The following is a 26,320-nucleotide window of genomic DNA, read 5'->3' as shown; positions in this document are numbered from 1 at the left end:
AACGGTATAAAACGAAAAACGCTTTAAAATTAAATTGTAGCTAATGCGATAAGACGATTAAGGATAATAAAAATGACGATGAAAGCAGGCGAATATAAGATTAAAGCAGGCGATATGGCATTGAATGCTGGTCGCTGCGTTCAAACCATAGCAGTAATCAATACAGGCGACCGCCCTATTCAAATCGGTTCTCATTATCACTTCTATGAAGTCAATGCAGCACTGAGCTTTGATCGAGAGTCGACGCTTGGCTATCGACTCAATATCCTATCTGGCACTGCGGTACGCTTTGAGCCGGGACAAGCGCGCGAAGTGGAGCTGGTTGCCATCTCAGGTAGACAGCATATCTATGGTTTTGCGGGCAAAGTCATGGGCGTTGTAGACCCTAAAACCTCTCAAAACACCTCGAAAAAACGCATTGACCGACGTATCTATGCCGAACATTTTGGCCCTACCACAGGGGACAAAGTACGCTTGGCAGATACAAATTTATGGCTTGAGGTTGAGTATGATTTGACCAGTCATATTGATCACCAGCCTGATATTGATAGTGTTAGCATTGGTGAAGAGGTTAAATTTGGCGGCGGCAAGGTTATCCGCGATGGCATGGGTCAGTCACAGCTGCTGGGTGAGCAAGTTGCCGATACTATTATTACCAATGCTCTGATTGTGGACTACAGCGGTATCTATAAGGCAGATATCGCTATCAAAGAGGGTCGTATCAGTGGCATCGGTAAAGCTGGCAACCCTGATATTCAGCCTAACGTGACGTTACCTATTGGCGCTGCTACCGAAATCATCGCAGGAGAAGGTAAAATCTTGACTGCTGGCGGTATCGATAGTCATATTCATTTCATTGCACCGCAGCAATGTGAGACGGCGCTAATGTCTGGTGTAACCACAATGTTAGGCGGTGGCACGGGGCCTGCTGAAGGCACTCTTGCCACTACTTGTACGCCTGGTGCCTATCATATCCACAGCATGCTAAAAGCCACTGATGCTATTCCGATGAATATCGGATTCTTGGGTAAAGGCAATGTTAGTCTACCTGCCCCCATTGTTGAGCAGATTGAAGCGGGTGCTATCGGGCTTAAGCTTCATGAAGACTGGGGCTCCACGCCCAAAGCCATTGATAACTGCCTTAGCGTGGCTGAAGAATATGATGTGCAAGTGGCTATTCATACTGATACGTTAAATGAAAGCGGCTATTTAGATAGCACTCTAGGCGCATTTAAAGACCGCTGTATCCACACCTTCCATACCGAAGGCGCTGGCGGTGGTCATGCACCAGATATCTTAAAAGCTATTGGCGAAACCAATGTTTTACCCTCATCAACCAATCCAACGCGCCCTTTCACCATTAATACTATTGACGAGCATCTCGACATGCTCATGGTTTGTCACCACTTAAGCCCAGCCATTGCTGAAGATGTCGCTTTTGCAGAAAGCCGTATTCGTAAAGAAACCATTGCCGCTGAAGATATTTTACAAGATATGGGCGCTATCTCCATGATGAGTAGTGATTCGCAAGCGATGGGACGCGTGGGTGAAGTCATTATTCGCACATGGCAAACGGCTGATAAAATGAAAGCCCAGCGTGGTCACCTTGCTCCTGATCAATCAGCTAAAACCGAGCAGTCCTTAGACAATATCATGCTAAGTCCTATTGATTCTGATAGCGGCAACGATAATTTTCGTATCAAACGCTACCTCGCAAAATACACCATCAATCCCGCCATTACCCATGGCATTAGTGATGAAGTAGGATCACTTGAGTTGGGAAAATGGGCAGATTTAGTGTTGTGGTCGCCTGCATTTTTTGGTGTCAAGCCTGATTTAATTATAAAAGGCGGTTTGATTGCAGCGGCACCTATGGGCGACCTCAATGCTTCCATTTCAACCCCGCAGCCTGTGCACTATCGCAGCATGTTTGGCAGCTTCCCCAAAACAGTGGCGCAGACTTGCATCACCTTTATGTCAAGTGCGGCTATTGATAAGGGTGTTGATAAGCAATTAGGGTTAGAAAAGGTCATTAAAGCGGTACACAACATTCGTAAGGTACGTAAACAAGACATGAAGTTTAATAGCTACTGTCCTAAGATGGAGGTCAACCCGGAAACCTATGAAGTGTACGCCGATGGTGAGCTGCTGACCTGTGAGCCTGCCGACTATCTACCGATGGCACAGCGCTATTTTTTATTCTAGCTGCTTTTTATTGTCGTGCTGATAATCCACCATCAGCTGTCAACCATCTACTTTAACGGACTATAAACATAATTATGAACATTTATACGCAACGCCTCGATCCATCAACCCTTAGCGCTGAACAACAAGCCGTGATTGAAGGCCAAAAACAGGCAGAAAACTTTTTATATTTAGATTTCGACACCCGTCAGCGTAGCCGTTTTAAAGCAGAAACTCAGCATCAAGAATCCATTGGTGTTGATTTGCCACGTACGGAAACTATTAAGAATGGCAGTGTGCTAGCAGACTATCAAGGCAATTTAATACAGATTATGGCCGCCAAGCAAGCCTTGATAGAAGTGACTGCCGATAATAACTTTGACCTTATGAAAGGCGCTTACCATTTAGGCAACCGCCATGTGCCTTTAATGCTGACCCCTACTGCCCTCTACTTTGAGCCTGACCATGTTTTAGAAGCGATGTTACATCAACTTGGCCTACATACCCAAGCCGTACAAGCGCCGTTTGAGCCAGAAACCGGTGCTTATAAAGGCAATCAAGGCGGACATTCTCATTCCCATGGTCATAATCACAATCATAGTCATAGTCATCACGGCCATGACCATGACCATTCACACACCCATGGCAACTCTCATGACTAATCATGCGACGCACTCCCACTCCCAGCATCCTGCCAGTACCGCACAAAGTATGAATGATTTGAATCATGCAGATGTGACCGGACGTTTGCTCATGCTGGCGTCAAGCAACTTACCTATTGGCAGTTATACCTACTCGCAAGGCATAGAACCTGCTATTGAGTCAGGGCTTATTCATGATGAAAGCAGTAGTATGGATTTTATGAGTGATTATCTGGAGCTGGCATTATGTCGTTATGAGCTACCGCTACTAGCGCTCATGATTGAAGCCCTTATGATTGAGGACGTCACACTTGCTGATGCTTTAGGTGCAGATTACCACGCTAGCCGCGAAACCAAAGAGTTCGTCTATGAGTCAAGTCAATTGGCTCTGTCTTTATCCGCATGGCTTGATAATGTCCTTGAGCTCAATGTGCCTGATAGCTTACTCGCCCATGGGTTTTTGCCGCTGTTTGCCCATATTAGCTCGCACTGGCAATTTAACCCTGTACAAGCCATGACCACTTACGCCTTTGGCCAAATCGAAAACATGGTGCTGGCTGCGGTCAAGACCGTACCGCTTGGACAAATGGCAGGACAGCGAATCATTTGGCAGCTGCAACAGCTACTAAGCCAACAAGTACAGCCACTGGCTGCTCGCGTCAAGCAAAGCTTTTTGTACGCTCAAAGGCTGCCGTTAATGGCAGATAGCTCTGACATAACGATATCAAAACTAAATCTACTTTATCAACAGCTACAAATATCAGCCAACTTACCAAATTTAGCGCTCCTGTCTTGCCAGCATGAAAAACAATATAGCCGCTTATTTCGCTCTTAATCGCTGATAACCCTACCAACTTATTAAGGATATTTATTTATGGCACTGACACCCAAAGTCGAAAACAAACATTCAGACACGACATTATCACCACTACGCCTAGGTATTGGTGGCCCTGTAGGCTCAGGAAAAACGGCATTAACGCTGAGATTGTGTCAACGCCTGCGCGATGATGTCAATATGGCAGTGGTGACCAATGATATATATACCAAAGAAGACTCTGAATTTTTAACGCGTCATGAGGCCATGCCAGCCGAGCGCATTCGCGGTGTCGAAACGGGTGGCTGCCCGCATACTGCCATCCGTGAAGATGCCTCGATTAACCTGTCTGCCATCGCCGAATTACAGCAGCAGTTTGCAGGTCTTGAGCTTATTATCATCGAGTCTGGTGGCGATAATTTGGCAGCAACTTTTAGCCCTGAATTGTCCGACTTGACGCTATATGTCATTGACGTCTCGGCAGGCGATAAAATCCCTCGTAAAGGCGGGCCTGGTATCATGAAATCGGACTTGCTCATTATCAATAAAACCGACCTTGCCCCTTTCGTAGGCGCGTCACTTGAGGTGATGGCACGTGATGCCAAAAAAATGCGCGGCGATAAGCCTGTGGTCTTTAGCAACATGAAAACAGGTGAAGGCGTTGATGACATCGTTGCTTTTATCCTTGATAAAGGCATGATAAATGTGGCGTAAGACCATGCCTATAATGCCACATGCTATGGCATAAATAGCCGTTCTTAAAACTACTAAATGATAAGCGGGTTATCAAACAGTGATCATATTGATTTGTTTACACATTAAGGATTTATCATGACCATAAAAACCTCACAAACCATGATATAGTCAATTCCAAATAAAACAGATACGTTATGTTCCAACGCAGTACTGGTATAAATTTTTCTGGCGTGCTGTGCCTACGCCGACAGAGGCTGCGTAAAACTCATCCCAGTCCTACTGTATCGCTTTAATACTGAATTCACTATACGTAAAAATTTCATCAGCAAAACGTCAACGGCTAGTGGATTAACATTGTTATCATTAAAAAAGCCGAATGCTACTTTTAATCGTAGCATTCGGCTTTTTAGTCGGATTTTCTAACCGTTAGAAAGAAGTACGGCGATAGTCGCGGTATTTAGGTAACCAGAAGTTAGCTTTTAATCGACGTTCTAAGTTTTCTGCCGTGACTGGTAATGCCAGTTTATCTTCAATTGCTTGCAGGGCAACTGCATAGGCTATTTTTTCACTGATTTCTCTAATGAATTTAATGGGCGGCAATATGGCACCTGGCGCTTTTTCATATTCTACTGAGATATCTGCAAGTGCTTGACTTGCCGCCGTCAGCATATTATCGCTGATACCCGTTGCACGTGCTGCTAATACACCTAAACCAATGCCTGGGAATATATAGCTGTTATTACACTGAGAGACTTCAAAAGACTGACCTTCAAAAGTGGTATTAGGAAAAGGACTGCCGGTTGCAACAATGGCCTTACCACGACTCCAGTTAGTCACTTCTTGCGGTGTTGCTTCAACACGAGACGTTGGATTTGATAGCGGCAATATAATAGGATGTTCAGTATTAGCACATAAAGATTCAACGACCTCTTGCGTAAAGAGACCTTTTTGTCCGCTTACGCCAAACAAGACAGTTATTCTTGCTTGTTTAACCACTTGTGCTAACCCAAGTTTTTGACTCTTATCCCAATGTTCAATATCTGTTTCTTTTTGCACTAACGGTGTTTGGAATTTTTGTAGCTCTGTCATGCTATCGGTTAGCAGACCATAACGGTCAACCATAAATACCTGTCTGCGAGCCTGCTCTTCTGTTAACCCTTCACGCTGCATCTGACGAATAATGTGCTCAGCGATACCGCAGCCTGCAGATCCTGCACCCAAGAAAGCAATATTTTGTTGGCTAAGTTTCTGGCTTTTATTTAAACATGCTGCAATCAATGTACCGACTGAAACAGCCGCAGTTCCTTGAATATCATCGTTAAAGCAACATAGCTGATCACGATATTTATTCAATAATGGGGTCGCATTTTCCTGCGCAAAATCTTCAAATTGCAATAACACCTCGGGCCAACGACGCTTAACAGCCTGAATAAATAAGTCTACAAATTCATTGTACTCGTCGCCAGAGATGCGTGGATTTCTCCAGCCCATATACATAGGATCGTCAAGCAACTGCTGATTATTGGTACCGACATCTAACAAAATAGGTAAGCAATAAGCGGGACTAATACCACCACAAGCGGTGTATAAAGCCAATTTACCAATTGGAATTCCCATACCGCCAATACCTTGGTCACCTAAGCCCAAGATACGTTCGCCATCAGTGACCACGATAACTTTTACGTTTTGTTTGGTGGCGTTTTGCAGCATGTCATCGATTTTATGACGTTCAGGATAAGAGATAAATAAACCACGTTTACGGCGATAAATTTGAGAGAATTTTTCACAAGCTTGCCCAACCGTAGGGGTATAGATGAGCGGCATGACTTCCTCAATATGCTGCTCAATCAAATGGTGAAATAATGTCTCATTGGTGTCTTGTATATTACGCAAATAAATATGCTTATCCATATCACTGGTAAATGAGCGTAGTTGAAGATAAGCACGTGATGACTGCTCTTCAATCGTCTCAATATTATGAGGTAATAGACCGGTTAAATTAAAGCTATCGCGCTCCTCTGATGAAAAAGCACTGCCCTTATTTAATAAAGGGGTTTCTAATAGTGCAGGACCTGCAAAGGGGATATATAACGGACGTTGGTTTAACATGATAAAATCTTCTTATTAAAAGTATGGGGTGGTACAAGGTTAATGGGTTAAATATTTTTATCGATTCATTAAACAAATGAAATTATTTAAATTTATGTTTTGCTCTAGCTTGCTCAAATTCGTTCAAGCTGACATATTAAAGAGTTGATATCTATAATAAATACAATGTCTTTTGTAAACCCTCAACATTGATAATGAAGGGTTTTTTATTGTATTTTCTTAATTGAATAAGTTGTTTTTAGCAAGTTAGAAATTGAGCGATGCTGAAGAAACTGTAAAGATAAACTTAGTAAACTAACCACTGGACGAGGCGCTTACCATGACCAAAAAATTGCAGAGATATAGTACAGAATGTAAAGCAGAGGCTATCTAACAGATAACTTAAATGTGATGGCTTAGTAATCAAGAATAGCGATACAAACGTTATCCAATTGATATAACCCATCAAGGCAAAGTTGTCGGCAAGAATCCCTATTATACTGAAGTTATAGCAGCTCTTGAAGACATCATACAACTGAAATAGCAATCATGAATTATTTCGGTCAAAGCATAAAAGAATAAATAGGACTAATGTCGGCTATTTACACAAAACAGTCACTGTAATAGTCTTGAGAAGTCTAGCACAAAGGTTACTTAAAAACACCTTGTTACAACTTACTATTAGTGCTATATTTTAACCAGTTGATGAGTATCTACACTTTTTCAACCAAAACCTCTTATTTTATCCTTCGTAAAAATCGTTACCGCAAGAACACCATAAAAAGAACGCAGTAAGTAGTAAAGTGACCAATCACCTGCAACTCCTTTCTTTGACATGGTTAATTTTTTAAATCTTAAAAACACAAAACCCAAACTGTATGAGTCAGGAAGACTCTTGCATTAAATTCGCATGAACCCCTGCTTATACAACAATCGTGCCCCTTTATATGCACTTACAAGGATGTCAATCATGTCGCTACAAAACCCAATTTTTATTCCTGGCCCTACCAATATTCCTGACAGATTACGTCGCGCAATGAACGTGCCGACACAAGATCACCGTGCGCCTGATTTCTCAGACACGTTCTTACCGGTGCTTGCTGATTGTAAAAAAGTATTTGGCACCCAAGATGGCGAAATCATTCTATTTACCTCTAGCGGCACAGGTGGCTGGGAAGCTGCTATTAGCAATACCTTGTCACCTGGTGATAAAGTTCTGATTGCACGCTATGGTATGTTCTCGCATCGCTGGATCGATATGTGTCAGCGCCACGGACTTGATGTGCAAGTTGTAGAATGCGATTGGGGAACAGGCGCACCTGCTGATAAATTTCAAGCGATTTTAAACGAAGATACTGCACACGAAATCAAAGCCGTCATGGTCACCCATAACGAAACAGCAACAGGTGTTTTAAGTGATATTGGCGCCGTTCGTAAAGCCATGGATAGCAGTGACCACCCTGCTTTATTATTCGTAGATGGTGTTAGCTCAATTGCTTGTGTCCCTTTTGAGATGGATGCTTGGGGCGTAGACGTTGCTGTTGCCGGCTCACAAAAAGGCTTTATGCTCGCAACGGGTATGGCAATATTGGGCGTCAGTCAAAAAGCTTTGAGTCATATGGATGAGGCAAAGCTTCCACGTACTTATTTTGCTTTTCGTGATATGTTAAATGCCAATGCCAACGGCGGCTTCCCTTATACGCCACCATTAAATCTCATCTATGGCCTAAGAGAAAGTCTTGAGATGTTGTTTGATGAAGGTCTTGATAATGTCTATGCACGTCATTACCGTCTAGCCGAAGGTGTACGACAAGCGGTTAGCGCTTGGGGTATGAAACTGTGTGCAAAAACACCTGACCTTTATTCTAATACCGTCAGCGCCATCTTTGTTCCTGAAGGCTTTGACAGTAACAAGCTGACCGATCATGCTTTTAATAAATATGGTATCTCATTTGGTATTGGTTTGGGCGAGATGAATGGTAAAGCATTTAGAATCGGTCATCTAGGTTCATTAACTGAAGTTATGGTACTAGCAGGGCTTGCAACGATTGAGATGGCAATGGTTGATTTAGGCTACCCTATTAAACTCGGACAAGGCGTTGCGGCTGCGCAAGAGTATTATCGCCACAGCGCACCAACTAAATAAAATTTATTAGATAATAAGCTATTAAATAACAAGAGTTAAACAAAAGATGAAGGACTATTTTTTATGATAACAAATGATAATGGATTAGTGATTCCAACCCTTGATGATATGTTAGAAGCGCATGAGCGCATCAAACCATATATCCATCGCACTCCTGTTCTGACCTCTCGCTTTTTAAATGAGCTGGCTGGCTGTGAGATGTTCTTTAAATGTGAGAACTTTCAAAAAGCGGGTGCATTTAAAGTACGTGGCGCCTCAAATGCAGTGTTTGGTCTCTCTGACGAAGATGCCAAAAATGGCGTCTGTACACACAGCTCAGGTAACCATGCCCTATCTTTATCTTATGCAGCGGGCCAGCGTGGTATACCTTGTAATGTCGTCATGCCGCATAGCGCGCCTGAAGCTAAAAAAGCCGCGGTACGTGGCTATGGGGGTATCATCACCGAATGCCAGCCATCAACCACATCACGTGAAGAAGTCTTTGCCAAAGTTCAAGCAGAAACAGGCGGCGACTTTGTCCATCCGTACAATGATCCACGCGTTATCGCTGGACAAGCCACTTGCTCACGTGAGTTTTTAGAACAAATGGAAGAGATTGGTGAAAAACCTGATATGGTTGTAGCACCCATTGGTGGTGGCGGTATGATTTCAGGTACTTGTTTGACGTTGGCGAACCTAGCACCAGATGTCAAAATCTACGCAGCAGAGCCATTAAACGCTGATGACGCTGCGCGCTCCTTTAAAGCCGGTCATATTATCGCTGATGATGCGCCTGAAACGGTTGCTGATGGCTTAAAAGTACCGCTTAAAGATTTGACTTGGCATTTTGTTAGCAATTATGTGACTGATATTTTGACCGCGACTGAAGAAGAAATCGTTGAAGCGATGAAACTGACTTGGACGCATATGAAGATCGTCATTGAACCAAGCTGTGCCGTGCCGCTTGCTGTCATTTTGAAGAACAAAGACGTTTTTGCAGGTAAAAAGGTTGGCGTCATCATCACTGGTGGTAACGTTGATCTCGACAAGTTGCCTTGGAATTAATGATCGGCAACTAAATATCAGTAATTAGGTATCAATAACTGATTACAAATGGAGCGTTAACTAAGCGCCAGTAATGCGCAAGTTTAAACGGCTTTTTATAACACTAACTAATAACATGGAAGAATTAAAATGACAATGATTGCCGAATTAGAAGTAGGTTACAACGTACCCGCCACTGTTGGTATGGACGAAGCTGACATTCAAACCCCTTGTTTGATCTTGGATCTTGACGCCCTTGAGCGTAACGTCAAAAAAATGGGCGATTATGCTAAAGCCCATAATATGCGTCACCGTAGCCACGGTAAAATGCACAAATCAGTTGATGTACAAAATTTACAAGAAGAGCTTGGCGGCGCTATTGGCGTTTGCTGTCAAAAGGTCTCTGAAGCAGAAGTATTCGTACGTGGTGGCATCAAAGACGTATTGGTATCAAACCAAGTCCGTAATCCAGCTAAAATTGAGCGTTTAGCGAATCTACCTAAGTTGGGTGCAACCATCACCGTTTGTGTCGATGATGTCGATAACGTCGCTGAGCTATCAGCTGCTGCGACCAAAGCAGGCACTGAACTGAACTGCTATATCGAAATCGACTGCGGTGCTGGGCGTTGTGGTGTAACGACGACTGAAGCGGTTGTTGAGATTGCCAAAGCAATTGATGCCGCTGAAAATCTAAAATTCACTGGTATCCAAGCTTATCAAGGTGCGATGCAACACATGGACAGCTTTAGCGATCGTAAAGCGAAAACACAAATCGCTATCGATCAAGTACAAGAAGCAATCGATGCATTAACTGAAATCGGGCTAAAACCAGAATTTGTATCGGGTGGCGGTACAGGTAGTTATTACTTCGAAAGTAATTCAGGTGTTTTCAACGAATTACAGTGTGGCTCTTACGCGTTTATGGATGCCGATTACGGTCGTATTCTAGATGAAGACGGCAACCGCATCGATGCTGGTGAGTGGGAAAATGCCTTATTTATCCTAACGTCTGTGATGAGCCATGCCAAAACCGACAAAGCCATCGTTGATGCTGGTCTAAAAGCTCAGTCAGTTGATAGCGGCCTACCGTTCATCTATGGTCGTGACGATGTTGAATATGTTAAATGTTCAGACGAGCATGGCGTAGTCAGCGATCCAAATGGCGTACTGGAAATCAATGAAAAACTAAAACTGGTACCTGGTCATTGTGACCCTACTTGTAACGTTCATGATTTCTATATTGGTGTGCGTAATGGTAAAGTTGAAACCGTATGGCCAGTATCTGCACGCGGTAAAATGTACTAAGCACTGTATTAGGAACTATAAGCTAAATTAGTATGATTCTATCCGTTTAGTTTAGATGGGCTGTTGTAGCTTTAGCCTACAGCAGCCCTTATTTATTTCAAGTATTCAAGAATTACAAATCAAAAAGTATAAAAAGGAATTTATAATGAGTGAAGCAAATAGTGTTAATAGTGACGAAGGTTTATTGATCGTATCAGAAGACGCTTGCAAATCGGTGATTGATCGCCCTTCTGCATTTATCGCCGTTGAAAATGTTTTTGCGTCAATGTCACGAGGGGACGCCTATAACTTCCCTGTTATCCGCGAAGCCATTGGCTATGCTGATGCGTTATACGGCTTTAAATCAGGTTTTGACCGTGCAGGAAAATCACTAGGTCTAAAATCAGGTGGCTACTGGCCAGGTAATGCGGCTAAAGGCTTGACCAATCATCAATCCACGATTTTCTTATTCAATCCAGATAATGGTAAATTGCGTGCACTGGTCGGCGGCAACTATTTAACTGCCGTACGTACCGCCGCCGCATCGGCCGTATCAATCGCCCATCTAGCACGTAAAGACAGCAAAGTACTTGGTATGGTCGGCGCCGGTCATCAGTCTACTTTTCAGCTGCGTGCCGCTCTTGAGCAACGCAATTTCGAAAAAGTAGTCGCTTGGAATAAGAATAAAGACCGTCTCAAAAACCTACAAGCCGTCGCTGAAGAATTAGGGGTACCGTTTGAAGCCGTTGAGCGTGAGCAGTTATGTAGCGAGGCGGATGTAATCATTACCATTACTTCAGCGTTTGAGCCATTACTGATGAAAGAGTGGATCAAACCGGGTACGCATATCGCCTGTATGGGTACCGATACCGTTGGTAAGCAAGAAGTTGATGTCAACTTAGTAGCTGCTGCTACTGTATTTACAGATGAAATCGCGCAATCAATCAGTCTTGGTGAAGCCCAGCATGCGATTAAATCTGGTGCTATCAAAGAGAGTGATATTACGACGCTTGGTGATGTCATTAACGGTGATCACCCAGGTCGCAGCTCAGATGATGAAATTACCTTGTTCGATGGTACGGGTGTTGGTTTACAGGATTTAGCAGTAGCCTCTGCTGCCGCTAAACTTGCTCTTGAAAAAGGTGAAGCTCAGCATATCTCTTTATAACTCTCGTCGTAATTAGGACATTAGCTATTGTATTTTAGAACCGCCAAATAATGAGTGTATTTGGCGGTTTTTTATAATACTGATATAAGCAGAGGAAGATTATCACTACTTTCTTCTATATCACTTTAAAATTTGTCTCAAGCCATCCACAATATTATATTTGAACAATCGCTCAATAACGATTACAATGGATAAATGTCATATTTTACGTATATCTATGACTAGATTTTGAACAGTCATTTATAACATAACTATATGAAAAACTAGCTTATAGTAGGAATACAGCGTTATTCTTTGCTAAGTGATTCTTTACTACATGATGTTTTATATTATTTATCTGGATAACCCATGATTAAAAAAATAGTGTTGATATTCGCGGTCTTGATTGGCTTCATTGGCTTTTTTTATTTTGACCTCAATGAATTATTAACACTTGAGGGCTTAAAAGGCTCGATGGATCAGTTTGAGCAATATAAAACACAGTCGCCATGGTTAGTCATCGGCGGCTTTTTTGTAGTCTACATCTTAGTCACGGCATTATCTTTACCCGGCGCCGCTATTTTAACTTTGGCAGCCGGTGCTTTATTTGGTTTAGTACAAGGTGTATTGGTCGCCTCATTTGCCTCCAGTATCGGTGCCACCCTCGCCTTTTTGACTTCGCGTTATTTGTTACGCGATACCATTAAACAGCGTTTTCCTGACCGTCTTGCTTCCATCGATGCTGGGGTAAAAAAAGAAGGCGGATTTTATTTATTTACGTTACGTTTGGTGCCGATATTCCCCTTTTTCCTTATCAACTTATTGATGGGTCTGACTGCTATCAAAGCAAGGACCTTTTATTGGGTCAGCCAAATCGGTATGCTTGCCGGCACTTTTGTATTTGTGAATGCGGGTACGCAGTTGGCACAAATCGAGCAGTTATCTGGCATTTTGTCTTTTAATCTGCTGGCTTCATTTGCGTTATTAGGGTTATTTCCACTAATAGCGAAAGGCATATTAACGATACTAAAGAAACGCCGTGTCTATAAAAACTATCATAAGCCCAAAAAATTCGATCGTAATATGATTGTGATTGGTGCTGGTGCTGGCGGACTTGTTACCAGCTATATTGCTGCGACCGTCAAAGCAAAAGTCACATTGATTGAGGCAGGTGAGATGGGCGGCGACTGCTTAAACTATGGCTGCGTCCCCAGTAAAGCGCTGATAAAAAGTGCAAAAGTGGTTGAGCAGATACGCCATGGCGAACGTTATGGACTCAATAATAGCCAACCGGATTTTGCATTCAAGAACATCATGTCTCGCATTCATAAAGTCATTGCTGATATCGCCCCAAATGACAGTGTTGAGCGTTATACGGAACTGGGTGTCGAGGTATTAAAAGGCTATGCAAAGCTCATTGATCCATGGACGGTTGAGATTGCCCTCAATGATGGTGGCACTCAGACATTAACCGCGCGCTCTATCGTTATCGCGACGGGCGCACGTCCCTTTGTCCCAGACCTACCGGGTTTAGAGGAGACAGGTTATGTGACCAGCGACACTCTTTGGGATAAATTTGCAAAACTTGATAAAGCGCCGAGCAAGCTGGTCGTACTTGGCGGCGGACCCATTGGCTGTGAGCTGGCACAAGCCTTTGCTCGTTTAGGTTCTGCTGTGACCCAAATCGAAAGAGGCACGCGACTGATGAAAAAAGAGGATGTCGAGGTTTCTGTATTTGCGCAAGAAGCACTGACTGAGAGTGGCGTTACTATCTTAACCTCACAGCAAGCAATTCGCTGTGAAACTCGTGATGGCAAAAAACATATTATCGTCGCACCAAAAGGCAGCACTGATGATCAACAAGAAACTGCCATTGAGTATGACGAGTTGATTTGTGCAGTCGGTCGTAGTGCGCGCCTAGAAGGTTATGGGCTTGACACCTTGGGCATCGATACTGAGCGCACCATCAGTACAAATGAATATCTTGAAACGCTTTACCCCAATATCTATGCGGCAGGTGATATCGTAGGTCCTTATCAATTTACTCATGTCGCTTCCCATCAAGCATGGTACGCTGCGGTCAATGGCTTATTTGGTCATCTTAAAAAATTCAAAGTAGATTATCGCGTGATTCCATGGACGACGTTTATTGACCCAGAAGTAGCACGAGTGGGCCTAAATGAGCAAGAAGCAATTGATAAAGGCATCGATTTTGAAATCACACGTTATGACTTTAAAGACTTAGATCGGGCGGTAACCGAAAGCGCCAATCATGGCTTTATCAAGGTCATTACCCCAAAGGGCAAAGATAAGATATTGGGTGTGACCATCGTCGCTGAACATGCCGGCGACTTGATGGCTGAGTTTGTATTGGCCATGAAACACAATCTAGGGCTGAATAAAATACTGGGTACCATTCATATCTATCCAACATGGGCAGAAGGCAATAAGTATGTAGCTGGGGAATGGAAACGCAATCATGCGCCTACAAAAGCTCTACAGTTGCTTGAGAAGTATCATACTTGGCGTCGAGGTTAATTCATGCACCCTCTCAGCTTGCCCGCAGCTTCGATGATACCAAAAAAACTGAGCCGCTATAGCGCCTTTATCATAGTGCTTGGTATATGTGTTGGCATCTCTGCAAGTACCGCTTCGACTCTCACTGCCATGGATAATAAAAGCACCTTGCAGTGGCAGCAGATGGTACAAGCGGGTGAAAATCAAGACGTTTACTTTCATACTTGGGGCGGGGATCCACAAATTAATGCCTATATTCAGTGGACTGCAAAAGCGGTCGATAAAAAATATAATATCAACTTGGTTCATGTCAAATTAAGCGACACTAGTGAAGCCGTCAGCCGTGTCCTTGCAGAAAAATCTGCCAATAATAATAAAAAAGGTAGCGTTGATTTAATTTGGATCAATGGTGCGAACTTTGCCGCTATGAGTGAGAATAAATTACTATTAAAGGACTGGGCACCTACTTTGCCGAACTTTGCTCTGACTGATCCTGATCACAACCCCTCTGTCACTCTTGACTTTGGCATACCTACTAATGGTATGGAATCGCCATGGGGACAGGCGTCATTGACCTTTTATTATGATAATTTAGCGATAGATAAGCCGCCTGCCACCTTACAGCAATTAAGCGCTTGGGCACAGCAGAACCCCGGACGTTTTGGCTACCCAAAGCCGCCTGATTTTTTGGGTATGAGTTTTTTGAAGTATGCTTTGGTCATGCTGCATGAGCAAAATGATAGTAAGAATGGAACCACTCTCAGAGCAGAGCTTAACCAGCCAGTAGATGCACAAAACAAAGATTTGATACTCAATCCATTGTGGGACTTTTTGGATGAGCTGCATCCCATGCTATGGCGAAAAGGTGAGCAATTCCTGCAAAGCGGCGCACAAATGCGCCGCTTGGTAGATGATACTGAGCTAAGCTTGGCCTTTACCTTTTCAGGACCCGAAATACCAGCTGCCGTTCAGCGCTATGACTTGCCGCCCAGTATTCGCAGTTATGCTATGACAGATGGCAGTTTAAGCAATACTCACTTCGTTGCTATTCCTTATAATGCAAGCCATGCAGCCGCAGCACAACTGGTGGCAAACTTTTTATTAAGCCCAGAAGCACAGGCACATAAACAAAACCCAGCTGTCTGGGGAGATAAAACCGTGCTGGTTCAATCGACACTGAGCGCCGAGCAGCAAGCACTCTTTAAAGCCAATAAACCGCATGCAAGCGCCCTACCTTTTGATGCCATTAAACGAACCGTCAGTGAACCACACCCCAGCTGGGTCGACGCCATTATGCAAGGTTGGCAAGCGCGTTACGGGGTTAGCGAATGAAAAAACCTATCGAGAAAAACAAGGCTGACACTGATAACAGCAATGCTGATGGCGTGAATACTGACACTCTCCATACTGCTATTGTTCATTCTAATTTAAGCAATCAAATAGCCGCAACTTATAAAACCGACCTTTTTACGCGTTTAGTGACCCTAAGCCCCAGTCTTTTATTAATACTCCTTATTCTTCCTGTATTAGGAGGTTTGATAAGCGTCATCCTGCCAGCGTTTGGCTGGGTGCCTGCTCTAGAAACAACGACATTTGGTCTACAAGGATTTAAAGCGCTGGGTCAAACACTGGGGCTTAAGCAAATGGTTGCGCTCAGTGTGGCGACCGGATTTCTCAGCACCCTACTCGCCTTTGTCATAGCGATTATGATATTGGCGACGTTTTTTAATAGTCCTTGGCTCACACGTATTGAACGTTTGCTTAGCCCTATTTTAGTGATCCCGCATGCCGCAGCGGCGATTGCCGTTGGGTTTTTGATTGCACCCTCTGGCATGATTGCACGAATGATATCGCCATGGCTCAGTGGTTGGGAGCTGGCACCACAGGGGATACTACCGCATGACCCTTATGGCATTAGTATCATCTTAGGTCTAGTACTCAAAGAGCTGCCTTTTCTATTGTTAATGGCACTTGGCGTATTCGCACAGCCTGAGCTTGGCAAAAAGCTACGCCAACAATATCAAGTTGCGCTAAACTTAGGCTATTATCCCATCACTGCCTTTTTTAAAGCAGTATTTCCTATTTTGTACCCCTTCTTGCGTTTGCCTATATTGGCAGTCCTCGCTTACGCCAGTGCCAGTGTTGAGATGCCATTAATTTTAGGACCCAATACCCCACCCACGCTTGCTGTCACTATCATGCAGTGGTTCAATGATGTTGATTTGAACTTACGTATCAAAGCCTCGGCTGGGGCAATATTACAGCTACTACTGACAGGCAGCTTAATTGCATTATGGCTGGGCGGTGAGCGTATGGTCAAAGCACTATGCAGTGACGCATTGGTTAATGGAAAACGCCAGTATAAGGATGTTATTTGTCAGAAACTCACTGCAAGCGCCACAGTATTCATCATAGGGTTTATCGCCCTCTCGCTCATTGGTCTGCTGATGTGGTCTTTAGCTGGCTATTGGCGTTTCCCTGCCGCCTTGCCAGAGCAGCTCGTACTGTCACACTTTCAAAGTGCCTTGATGCAAATAAGCACGCCATTATTTAACACGATCACCCTTGGTATTGTCTCAACGCTTTTTGCTATTGGCATCACTTTATTGTGCTTAGAGGCAGAGCAGTTAAGTAGTAAACCCATCTCGAATTTTACCAGCTTGATTATTTACCTGCCACTTCTGGTGCCGAGCATTGCTTTCTTATTTGGCTTGGTGTGGTTACAGCAACTTATCCATAACCAAGCGACATTTTTTAACGTCGCTTTTACCCACGTCTTATTTGTACTGCCTTATGTATTCTTGTCCCTTGCTAGCAGTTATAGACGTTTAGATAAGCGCTTTGCCACTGTAGCAGCCAGTCTTGGCGCGCCACCTATGAGAGTATTCTTACAAGTTAAGTTACCGCAGTTATTTGCACCCCTACTTATCGCAATAGCACTAGGACTTGCGGTGAGCTTTGGACAATATCTGCCAACGTTACTCACGGGCGGTGGACGTATTGCTACCATTACGACCGAAGCGGTGACGCTTGCTAATGGTGCCAGCCGCCGTACCAGCGCCGTATATGCCATTATACAAATGGGGTTACCACTGATTGGCTTTATGGTGGCATGGCTGCTACCGAAGTATTTCTTTAGAAGTGGCGTGCGTTAGAATGTTCAATCATAAAAATTTTTTTAAACTTCATTTATCTGTGTCTTTTTTATTTTGAATTGAAGATTTTTTTAACTGGCTATATTTTTAATTGACTACATAAAGGCGCTTTAATGCAATCATCTTTAGAGATAAAAAATCTACAGCTCTTTCGAGAAGATAAATTGCTCCTTCAGTTAGATGAACAGATTGAAGGTGGTGACATTCTTACCATCATGGGTCCATCTGGTAGTGGCAAGTCAAGTTTGTTAAATTGGATGACCGGCACCTTGCCGAGCGGCTTGAGTGCCACGGGTGAGGTTTGGCTACATGGTCAAAACATCAGTCACCTACCCGCGCATTTACGGCATATTGGCGTTTTATATCAAGATGCGCTGTTATTCTCGCATTTATCGGTTGCAGGAAATATTGCCTTTGCAATGCCTAAAGGCAATAAAAAGCAGCGCTTTGAGCAAATAGCAGACGCACTTGAGCAAGTCGGTTTGGCAGGTATGGAAAATCGACATCCCGATAGTTTGTCTGGGGGTCAGCAAGCACGCGTTGCACTGCTGCGTACTCTATTGAGCCAGCCTAAGGCGATATTGTTGGATGAACCTTTTAGCAAACTTGATAGTCAGCTTAGAGTGGAAACCCAGCAGTTGGTATTCCGTCAAATCCGTCAGCATAAGTTACCTACCATCATGGTTACCCACGACCATAGCGATGCTGAAGCGGCAAATGGCAAAATAATTCGCCTTTGATAAGAAAGCGTTTGCCTGATAAACAGCCTTTAGCTTTTGATAAAATAAAAAGCTTGATAAATAATACTTAGAAACCAGTATAAAAGGTTCGACTGCTTGCTTCTAAAAGAATGACGATACAAAAGGCAGAAATATGCTCGATAAGTTTATTACACCCATCATCAAGCCTCTATTAGAGCCATTGGTCGTGCTATTTTATAAGGGCGGTGTTACCGCAGATCAGTTGACTGTCACTGGTTTTCTTGTTGGTATGTTAGCGTTGCCATTGATTGCTTTTGAGCTGTGGCATACAGCACTAATTGCTATTATATTAAACCGTGTTTTTGATGGATTAGATGGTGCACTGGCACGTTATGCTGGCCAAAGCTCAAGTGCTGGCGGCTATTTAGACATTACCCTAGATTTTTTATTCTATGCAGCGGTGCCACTCGGCTTTGTATTGGTTAATCCCGAGCAAAACGCCATTGCAGGCGCATTGTTATTAGCCGCCTTTATTGGCACTGGCTCTAGCTTTTTGGCCTTTGCTATTGCAGCTGAAAAATTCCAATTAGATAAGCCACAATTTAAATATAAGAGCTTTTATTATCTAAATGGTCTCACTGAGGGTACTGAAACCATTGTTTTATTTATCGCCTTTTGTATTTGGCCACAGCACTTTGTGGTATTAGCAAGTATTTTTGCAGCGGCGTGTGCGGTTACTATTATGACTCGTATATATGGCGGTTATCATACACTTAAACGGCTCGAAACCGATATACATAAGCCCATTGAGGAGGTCAATAATGGCGAATGAGATGTGGTGGCGTTTGGGATTTTTCTTTAGCATATTGGTCATTATGATGCTCATTGAGCATAGGCATCCCGCACGTCAATCACCAATTAAGAGTAGCACACGTTGGTTTGCTAATCTTGGATTGGTATTTGCCTCTTCTTTTGTTGCCCGTTTGGCAGTCCCCATTGGGCTGACAACGGTCGCCATTTATAATCAAAAAAACGGTATCGGTTTATTTAATCTAATTGAGATACCGAATGTCGTGGCTATTATTTTAAGCTTATTGTTGCTTGATATGGTTATCTACTGGCAGCATCGTTTATTTCATCGAGTGCCGCTTCTCTGGCGCTTGCACCGTGTCCATCACGCTGATGCGCATATCGATGCCAGCACCGGGCTTAGATTTCATCCTATCGAAATTGTCTTAAGCATATTGCTTAAGCTCGTTGTCATTAGTGTGCTTGGTGTTCCTGCTATCGTGGTACTTATATTCGAGATTGCCTTAAATGGGTTGGCTATGTTTAATCATGCCAATATTCGTCTGCCGCCAGTGATTGAGAAGCCTTTACGCATGATTCTAGTCACGCAAGTTTTACACCGTATTCATCACAGCAAACGGGTAAGCGAGACCAACTCCAATTATGGTTTTAGTGTGACTTGGTGGGATTGGCTCTTCGGTAGTTATAAAAGCCAAGGATCAAAACCTGATCAAGCATTAGATATTGGTTTAAAAGAGTATCCCGATGCCAAGCAAAATGCCTCACTATGGGGGTTGTTGCTCATGCCTTTTAAAAATAAACCTTCTATAAATCAATCCAATCAAAAATAAATGCAGCATCTAACTATCACTAAACGGGTAAATAAGAACAATTAATTGCTAGCAAAACCTTTAATTGTTAACCAGCGTTACAAATATTTGAGCAATCATTCAATTTATATTTGAGTGATTGCTCAAAATAATTTATAGTGGTGTCAGTTATCAAGTAGAAGGTGATACCTTTACGATAATGAGCTCTAACTTTAATCACATATTATCTTTATTTTTAAACCTGAATGATTGAATAAAATTTTAATACTGTTACTAATACTAAATAGGAATTATATATGACTGACTTTACATTACATGACAAACAAAGCGCACCAGCAGAAAGCACAGCATTACTTGATGTCTCAATCAATGCATTTGGTATGGTTCCAAACTTACATGCCGTAATGGCTGAAGCACCTGGATTGCTTGAAGGCTACCAACGTCTACATCAACTGTTCTTAGACAGCAGCTTTGATGACGAAGAGACTACGGTAGTATGGCAAACCATCAACGTCGAGCATGAATGTCATTATTGTGTGCCAGCTCATACTGGTATTGCCAAAAGCATGAAAGTCGATGATGCTATCACTGATGCATTACGTGACGAGACGCCACTACCAACTGCAAAACTAGAAGCTTTACGTGACTTTACTCTATCTGTGGTTCGTGATCGTGGCAACGTCAATGATGACACTGTACAAGCGTTTTTGGACGCAGGATTCACTAAGCGTCAAGTGCTAGAAGTGATATTAGCAACAGCACAGAAAGTAATGAGTAACTACACCAACCATCTGGCTAATACGCCAATCGATAAGCCTTTTCAAAAATTTGAATGGCATAAGGCTGTCTAATTAAAGCTGACTGATTGTGTAAAATACGAAGGGCTATTCTAGATTATTTTATTTAGGATAGCCTTTTGTATAATGCCTATAAGAAAACATAATATATAAGTAAGTACAGTATATAAGAAGACCATTTATCTAAGCATACAATAAGGAGCCACTATGAGTAATTTAAAAAAACCATTACGAATAGATATCGTGTCGGACGTGGTCTGCTCTTGGTGCGCTATCGGCTATAGTCAACTAGCCGAGGCATTAAAACAAACCAACACTCCGCACGAAATTCACTGGCATCCATTTGAGTTAAATCCTAATACGCCGCACGAAGGACGAAACTATCGTGAGCATATCGCTAAGAAATACGGCTCAAGTCGGGAGGAATCTGATGCCAGCCGCGCTAGAATGACTGAGGCTGGTCGTGAGGTAGGCTTTGCATTTAACTTTACTGAAGAGAGTCGCACTTATAATACCTTTGCTATGCATCAACTACTGCACTGGGCCGATCAGCAAGGGTACGCGCATGATTTAAAGCAAGCCTTGTTCGCGGCTCACTTTACTCACGCTAGAGATATTTCTAACAAAGAAGTCTTAGCCGATATCGTAGCAGAGATTGGTTTAGATCGTAGTGAGGCGCTAGCGGTATTAGCAGACGAGCGCTTTGCTGAAGACGTCCGCCGTGCTCAGCAACAGTGGAGGCAGCAAGGTATTCAAAGCGTACCTTCTGTTATCTTTAACCAAAAGCATCTGGTTAGCGGTGCTCAAGGGGTTGAGAATTTCAAAAGTATTTTGCAGCAATTAGCAGACATCCCACAATAGATGTATCTCTAATTAATAATAAAAACACACTGCAAAATTTAAAACTAAAAAGGCTACTTAATTTTTCAAGTAGCCTTTTTTTACACCTGCTATTATACAAATGACCGTTAACAGCCATACTCATGTTTGATTTTCAGCTTACATGACCATCATACTAGCGGACGTACGCTTATGCAGACTCACTATTTAAACTAAGCTTGGCCACTAGGCATCATTTTAACCAACAGACTCATTATTGCGCAAGCTTTCTATAGAATACGCCATATCCTCTGCAAGCGCATGAACCGCTGCACTGTCAACATCGCGCTGAGCAAAAGCACGCAGTCCCATAACCTCGGCTTGTAATCGACGGGCCAATCTCAGTGGATCGAGCGTGTCATCTAACTCTCCTAGCTGCTGCGCCTCCACAAAACATAAGGCAAAACGCGCCTCCATACCGGCTAGTAATTTTTCAACTTTCTCTAGCGCTAACTGTTCACGGGCACCAAGCTCAAGTAAGCTTTTGACCAACATACATGCCCGACTGGGCAGATTCTTTTCGCGGATACCGCCAAGCTGACGCATATAAGCTGCCAACCCTAATAAAGGGGATTCATAGCTGCCTAATGTACGCTCAAGCTCCTTTAGCCCTGCCTGCGCATAGTAATCAAGCGCTTCTTGAAACAATCCATCTTTATTACCAAAAGCGGCATAAATACTGCCCGGTCGCATATCAAGCGCTTGCTCGATATCCTTTAAAGAGGTTGCATGAAAGCCTTTTTGCCAAAACAGCTGTATGGCCCGCTCTAATGCTTCATGACGATTATATAATGTGGTACGTGACATAATATTCCAATTTTTATCCCATGATTTTAGACAATAAAGTAAACATGGTTATACAATTTGAGTGACTACTCAATTTTATCTTGAATGATTACTCAAGTCCAGCTAAAGTAAGTTTACCGAATGTCTTTATTATATTATCAAACCTCACTATAGTCGGTCCTAAATAAAAGAAATACAAATATTATAAGGTACTACTGGGGTCAATTTTTCTTGCTTGCTGTGCCTACGCAGACAGAGGCTGCGAATAATTAACCCCAGTAGCTCTGTACCCTTTTAAAAGTGGATTATCTATAGTAAGGCTTACTTTGATTGCAAAAGGAACTTTTATGTCCTATATCTACTCAGCTCCGATTATCGTATTCGATGTCAACGAAACCTTACTCGATATCGATACGCTCACGCCCTTATTCACGCGTTTATTTGGGGATAATAACAGACTCAGAGAGTGGTTCGCGCAATTGGTACTTTATTCGCAAACCATGACTTTATCTGGTCTCTACACACCTTTTGGCGAGCTTGGCGTCGGTGCTTTACAAATGACCGCAGATATTCATGCCGTTACGCTAACCGAAGAAGATGTACAGGAATTTAAGCAGCGTATGAGTCAGATGCCAGCTCACCCTAATGCTATCCCTGCTTTGACCAAACTACGTGATGCAGGATTTAGATTGGTGACTTTGACCAACTCAGCACCTAGCGCTTCTCCGACACCGCTTGAAAAAGCAGGACTGAGTGAATTCTTTGAGCGGAATTTTAGTGTTGCAAACGTCAGCCAATTTAAACCTGCACCGGCGACATATCAGATGGTCGCTCGCGAGCTGTCCGTTGAGACCTCAGAGCTATGTCTTGTCGCCTGTCACCTCTGGGATGTTATCGGTGCTCAAGCTGCTGGCTGCCAAGGGGCTTTTATCACTCGACCTTATAACGCGCTACTTTCGGCACCCAATGTACCAAAACCCGACTTTATCGCTTCAGACCTCATCACCCTCGCTGAACACATTATTAACCATCAAAGCTTTTAAGCGGGTGAACAAGAATCTACGGCAATTATTCTAAAAAGGTATGTGACTCAATTATCTGACAAACGATTTTTCAATAAAAACTTTGGGATTGCCGTATTTGATGACATCTCTTGACAGAATTTGTTACCATGACTGAAGACAATTTAGATCATTTCACTTAGTTAGTTTCATTTAGGTAATGCAGATATGGCAAAAAACGCCCTACAGGCTCAACTTCTAAAAGCAGGCTTGGTTGATAGTAAGAAAGCCAACAAGATAAGCAAACAGACGCAACACGCTAAGCGCACTGGCGATGCATTGAATATCGAAGCTAAAAAAGCCTTGGCAGATGCTCAAGCTAAGAAGCTAGAAAAAGACCAAAAGCTCAATCAAGAAAAGCAGCGCATCTTAGAAGAGAAGATGCTAAAAGCCAACATCATTCAAATGATTAAGCAGCATCAACTGACTGAGACAAAAGGCGACATTAGCTATCAGTTTGTCGACAATGCCAAAGTCAAAAAAATCTCTATCACTCAAAAGCTATACGATCAAATTGTAGCAGGTCACGTGGTCATCGCCCGTTTAGATGACAGCTATGCTCTACTACCGCGCCCACTTGCTGATCGTATCGATTCAAAGATGACAGGCTTTATGGTGGTATCAAACGATACTGCAGAAGATGAGCTGGCAGAAGACGATCCATATGCTGCTTATGTGATTCCAGATGACTTGATGTGGTAATCACTGCTGTAGATAATACTATTGAAAAAGCGCTATTGATTATCAATAGCGCTTTTTCAATAGTCATTCCAGTCCCGCTGTATCGTTTTAATATTGAAGTAAATATATAGCAAAAAATCAAATCGCCTTAGCAAACTCTTGATGCTTTAAACCAATCGTTCTCAGCTTTCCTTTATCGTCCACTTCTTTGATGACCAATGACCACTCATCACTGATAGCAACCATATCGCCTGATACTGGCTTCATATCCAAATTGTCTATGACATACTCAGCGACCGTCTGCTCCCACATAATTTTTGAAGTATTTTCAGGTTTTGCCTTTAGCTTATCTACAAGAGACTCAGACGCCATGATGTCGGTAAAAAAAGGCAAATCTCCAAGCTTCACACTGGGTGACAATAACCAATCGCCATAAAAGTCATCAATGGCTTTACGATCGAGTGTCGTATCATTGAAAATCTTGGCAATTTGACTGGCATGATTACCTCTCATCGCATACCAGACTCTATCCCCACATTTGAGCTTGGTCGTTTCTTCGACCATCACAATGTGTTGCCGACGTACCAAAGCAAAGATACTAATCTCATCAGGGCTGACACGGTTAGAGATGCCCATCGGATGACGGTCAATCGCAAATGCACCAGACTTTACTTCAAATTCATATAAGGTAATGCTCGCTTTATCCGATACCCAAACTTCATGTTCTTCTTCTGGGTCTTTATTATTCGGAATACGTACTTTAAACAAATTTGCCATAAAAGGAATGGTCGTGCCTTGCAAAATCAAAGACAAGACCACCACACCAAAGGCAATATCGAATAGCATAAAGGCACCATCTATCCCTGCCATGACTGGCAATATCGCAAGGGTAATAGGGACTGCCCCGCGTAAGCCAACCCAAGAGATAAAACCGATTTCTCTGTCTTTGAATTTAAAAGGTTTAACGCTAGTATAGACCGCGATAGGACGAGCAACTAAAATCATAAAGGCGGCAATCGCGACCGAATAATACCAAACATCGATAACATTCGATGGCGTCACGAGTAAACCTAGCACCACAAAAAGCACCGCTTGTGATAACCAAGCAAAGCTATCCATCACCCGCATAACATGCTCGGTTGAGCGTACTTTATGATTGCCAATCAGCACACCAGTGAGGTAAATTGCCAAAAACCCACTACCGCCAATAAGATTGGTCGCAGCAAAGACTGCCAAGCCAGCAGACATGATCAAAATGGCATACATACCTTCTGCCAAGTGGATTTTGGGTAATAGTCTTGCCAATAAATAACCAAACAACAAACCCATGCCCAAACCGAAGCTAAGCTGCTGTAATAGCAACCCTAAGAAGCCCAGTACTGTTTGCCCAGCAGGATCGACATTTAAAGCAATCAATCCTGTCACAAGCAAAATAGCCAAAGGATCGTTGGCACCTGATTCCAGCTCCAATGTAGCTTGTACACGATCGTTAAGCTTGACACCGCCATTACGCAATAGCGAAAACACCGCTGCTGCATCAGTTGAACCAACGATCGCCGCCATCAATAGACCAAAACGCCAATCGACATCGAGTAGCCAAGTCACGAATACGCCCAGTATCATGACAGTAGCGAGGACACCCCAAGTAGCGAGTGTAACGGCAGGCTTAAGACCAACGCGAAAGGACTTAAAAGAGGTACGTAGACCACCATCTAACAAGATACAAGCCAAAGCGGCTTGCCCAACAAAATTAGCAATAGCATATTGGGAAAACTCGATACCTAAGATACCCTCTTCACCAGCCAGCATTCCTACCATTAAAAACAACAGCAATAATGGAACGCCCAAACGTGCTGATAACGTGCTTGCCATGATACTGGCGAAAATTAACAATGCCCCTACAAGGTATAGGATATTTAAGGTATCCATCTTTTTTTAAGCCCTATTTTATCAGTGATGACGAATGGAGTTATCGATATAGTCTGGTTATGAGTTTGTTGCAGGTAACACGATAAAATCGTCCTTAAGCATAACATCTACAACGGAATCTATAAAAATTATCTTTAGAAATAGTCACCTTAGCCTATATATTCAGTTGATA

At 43.0% G+C, this 26,320-nt stretch carries 21 protein-coding genes; 18 read left to right on the top strand and 3 right to left on the bottom strand.

The genetic code is table 11. The annotated features are described in order from the left end of the window. Positions 1–72: 72 nt before the first annotated feature. From ureC to ureG, 4 genes are all read left to right on the top strand, one after another. Positions 73–2,205 carry an urease subunit alpha gene (gene ureC, locus PSYCG_RS04900; RefSeq protein ID WP_020443207.1) on the top strand — a complete coding sequence of 711 codons (2,133 nt, stop codon included), beginning with the start codon at positions 73–75 and terminating at the stop codon, positions 2,203–2,205. 74 nt (positions 2,206–2,279) lie between these two features. Then, complete coding sequence (ureE, locus tag PSYCG_RS04895; RefSeq protein WP_020443206.1) at positions 2,280–2,846, top strand: urease accessory protein UreE; 567 nt, start codon at positions 2,280–2,282, stop codon at positions 2,844–2,846. Continuing rightward, the gene (locus PSYCG_RS04890; RefSeq protein WP_020443205.1) at positions 2,839–3,660 is read left to right on the top strand and encodes an urease accessory protein UreF; all 822 of its coding nucleotides are present in this window, start codon (positions 2,839–2,841) and stop codon (positions 3,658–3,660) included. Before ureE ends, PSYCG_RS04890 begins: the two co-directional genes overlap by 8 nt. A gap of 39 nt (positions 3,661–3,699) precedes the next feature. Next, a complete protein-coding gene (ureG, locus tag PSYCG_RS04885; RefSeq protein ID WP_020443204.1) occupies positions 3,700–4,353 on the top strand; it encodes an urease accessory protein UreG in 654 nt (217 codons plus the stop codon). A 408-nt stretch (positions 4,354–4,761) separates the two neighbouring features. On the opposite strand, the gene PSYCG_RS04880 is transcribed toward ureG, so the two are convergent. Next, positions 4,762–6,444 (bottom strand): NAD-dependent malic enzyme, encoded by a 1,683-nt coding sequence (locus PSYCG_RS04880; protein WP_020443203.1) that lies wholly within the window; start codon positions 6,442–6,444, stop codon positions 4,762–4,764. Between the two features lie 949 nt (positions 6,445–7,393). Here PSYCG_RS04880 and bhcA point away from each other — a divergent pair. The 12 genes from bhcA (at position 7,394) to PSYCG_RS04820 (ending at position 21,673) form a co-directional block, all read left to right on the top strand. Beyond that, positions 7,394–8,569: an L-aspartate--glyoxylate aminotransferase BhcA gene (gene bhcA / locus PSYCG_RS04875; protein WP_011513322.1), complete on the top strand. Its 1,176-nt coding sequence runs from the start codon at positions 7,394–7,396 to the stop codon at positions 8,567–8,569. A 63-nt stretch (positions 8,570–8,632) separates the two neighbouring features. After that, entirely contained in the window at positions 8,633–9,613 is a 981-nt protein-coding gene (gene bhcB, locus PSYCG_RS04870) for a beta-hydroxyaspartate dehydratase BhcB (RefSeq protein ID WP_020443202.1), read from the top strand. Between the two features lie 129 nt (positions 9,614–9,742). Then, positions 9,743–10,897, top strand: coding sequence for a 3-hydroxy-D-aspartate aldolase BhcC (bhcC, locus tag PSYCG_RS04865; RefSeq protein WP_020443201.1), 1,155 nt, complete (start codon positions 9,743–9,745; stop codon positions 10,895–10,897). Positions 10,898–11,042: 145 nt separating this feature from the next. Next, entirely contained in the window at positions 11,043–12,044 is a 1,002-nt protein-coding gene (gene bhcD, locus PSYCG_RS04860) for an iminosuccinate reductase BhcD (RefSeq protein WP_020443200.1), read from the top strand. Positions 12,045–12,392: 348 nt separating this feature from the next. Then, positions 12,393–14,561: an FAD-dependent oxidoreductase gene (locus PSYCG_RS04855; protein WP_020443199.1), complete on the top strand. Its 2,169-nt coding sequence runs from the start codon at positions 12,393–12,395 to the stop codon at positions 14,559–14,561. A gap of 3 nt (positions 14,562–14,564) precedes the next feature. After that, positions 14,565–15,872 carry an ABC transporter substrate-binding protein gene (locus PSYCG_RS04850; RefSeq protein ID WP_020443198.1) on the top strand — a complete coding sequence of 436 codons (1,308 nt, stop codon included), beginning with the start codon at positions 14,565–14,567 and terminating at the stop codon, positions 15,870–15,872. Further along, positions 15,869–17,695, top strand: coding sequence for an ABC transporter permease (locus PSYCG_RS04845; RefSeq protein WP_020443197.1), 1,827 nt, complete (start codon positions 15,869–15,871; stop codon positions 17,693–17,695). The genes PSYCG_RS04850 and PSYCG_RS04845 overlap by 4 nt, the downstream gene beginning before the upstream one ends. Positions 17,696–17,808: 113 nt before the next feature. Continuing rightward, positions 17,809–18,435, top strand: a complete 627-nt coding sequence (locus PSYCG_RS04840; protein ID WP_020443196.1) for an ATP-binding cassette domain-containing protein — start codon at positions 17,809–17,811, stop codon at positions 18,433–18,435. A 133-nt stretch (positions 18,436–18,568) separates the two neighbouring features. Further along, on the top strand, positions 18,569–19,228 hold the full coding sequence (locus PSYCG_RS04835) for a CDP-alcohol phosphatidyltransferase family protein (protein WP_020443195.1): 660 nt from the start codon (positions 18,569–18,571) through the stop codon (positions 19,226–19,228). After that, positions 19,218–20,036 carry a sterol desaturase family protein gene (locus PSYCG_RS04830; protein ID WP_020443194.1) on the top strand — a complete coding sequence of 273 codons (819 nt, stop codon included), beginning with the start codon at positions 19,218–19,220 and terminating at the stop codon, positions 20,034–20,036. Before PSYCG_RS04835 ends, PSYCG_RS04830 begins: the two co-directional genes overlap by 11 nt. Before the next feature lie 275 nt (positions 20,037–20,311). After that, positions 20,312–20,866, top strand: a complete 555-nt coding sequence (locus PSYCG_RS04825) for a carboxymuconolactone decarboxylase family protein (protein ID WP_020443193.1) — start codon at positions 20,312–20,314, stop codon at positions 20,864–20,866. A 153-nt stretch (positions 20,867–21,019) separates the two neighbouring features. Beyond that, positions 21,020–21,673: a DsbA family protein gene (locus PSYCG_RS04820; RefSeq protein ID WP_020443192.1), complete on the top strand. Its 654-nt coding sequence runs from the start codon at positions 21,020–21,022 to the stop codon at positions 21,671–21,673. A 216-nt stretch (positions 21,674–21,889) separates the two neighbouring features. Here the strand turns inward: PSYCG_RS04820 and PSYCG_RS04815 are convergent, their stop codons facing one another. Next, positions 21,890–22,498 carry a TetR/AcrR family transcriptional regulator gene (locus tag PSYCG_RS04815; RefSeq protein ID WP_020443191.1) on the bottom strand — a complete coding sequence of 203 codons (609 nt, stop codon included), beginning with the start codon at positions 22,496–22,498 and terminating at the stop codon, positions 21,890–21,892. A 326-nt stretch (positions 22,499–22,824) separates the two neighbouring features. Between PSYCG_RS04815 and PSYCG_RS04810 the strand changes: the two genes are divergently transcribed. Together PSYCG_RS04810 and PSYCG_RS04805 are read left to right on the top strand one after the other, a co-directional pair. Beyond that, the gene (locus tag PSYCG_RS04810; protein ID WP_020443190.1) at positions 22,825–23,520 is read left to right on the top strand and encodes a haloacid dehalogenase type II; all 696 of its coding nucleotides are present in this window, start codon (positions 22,825–22,827) and stop codon (positions 23,518–23,520) included. A gap of 186 nt (positions 23,521–23,706) precedes the next feature. Continuing rightward, positions 23,707–24,240, top strand: coding sequence for a DUF2058 domain-containing protein (locus tag PSYCG_RS04805; protein WP_020443189.1), 534 nt, complete (start codon positions 23,707–23,709; stop codon positions 24,238–24,240). 117 nt (positions 24,241–24,357) lie between these two features. On the opposite strand, the gene PSYCG_RS04800 is transcribed toward PSYCG_RS04805, so the two are convergent. Further along, the gene (locus tag PSYCG_RS04800) at positions 24,358–26,148 is read right to left on the bottom strand and encodes a potassium/proton antiporter (RefSeq protein ID WP_020443188.1); all 1,791 of its coding nucleotides are present in this window, start codon (positions 26,146–26,148) and stop codon (positions 24,358–24,360) included. Between the last annotated feature and the right edge of the window lie 172 nt (positions 26,149–26,320).

The sequence above is a fragment of the Psychrobacter sp. G genome, assembly GCF_000418305.1.
Lineage (GTDB): Bacteria > Pseudomonadota > Gammaproteobacteria > Pseudomonadales > Moraxellaceae > Psychrobacter > Psychrobacter cryohalolentis.
This window is presented reverse-complemented; position numbering and strand designations above follow the sequence as displayed.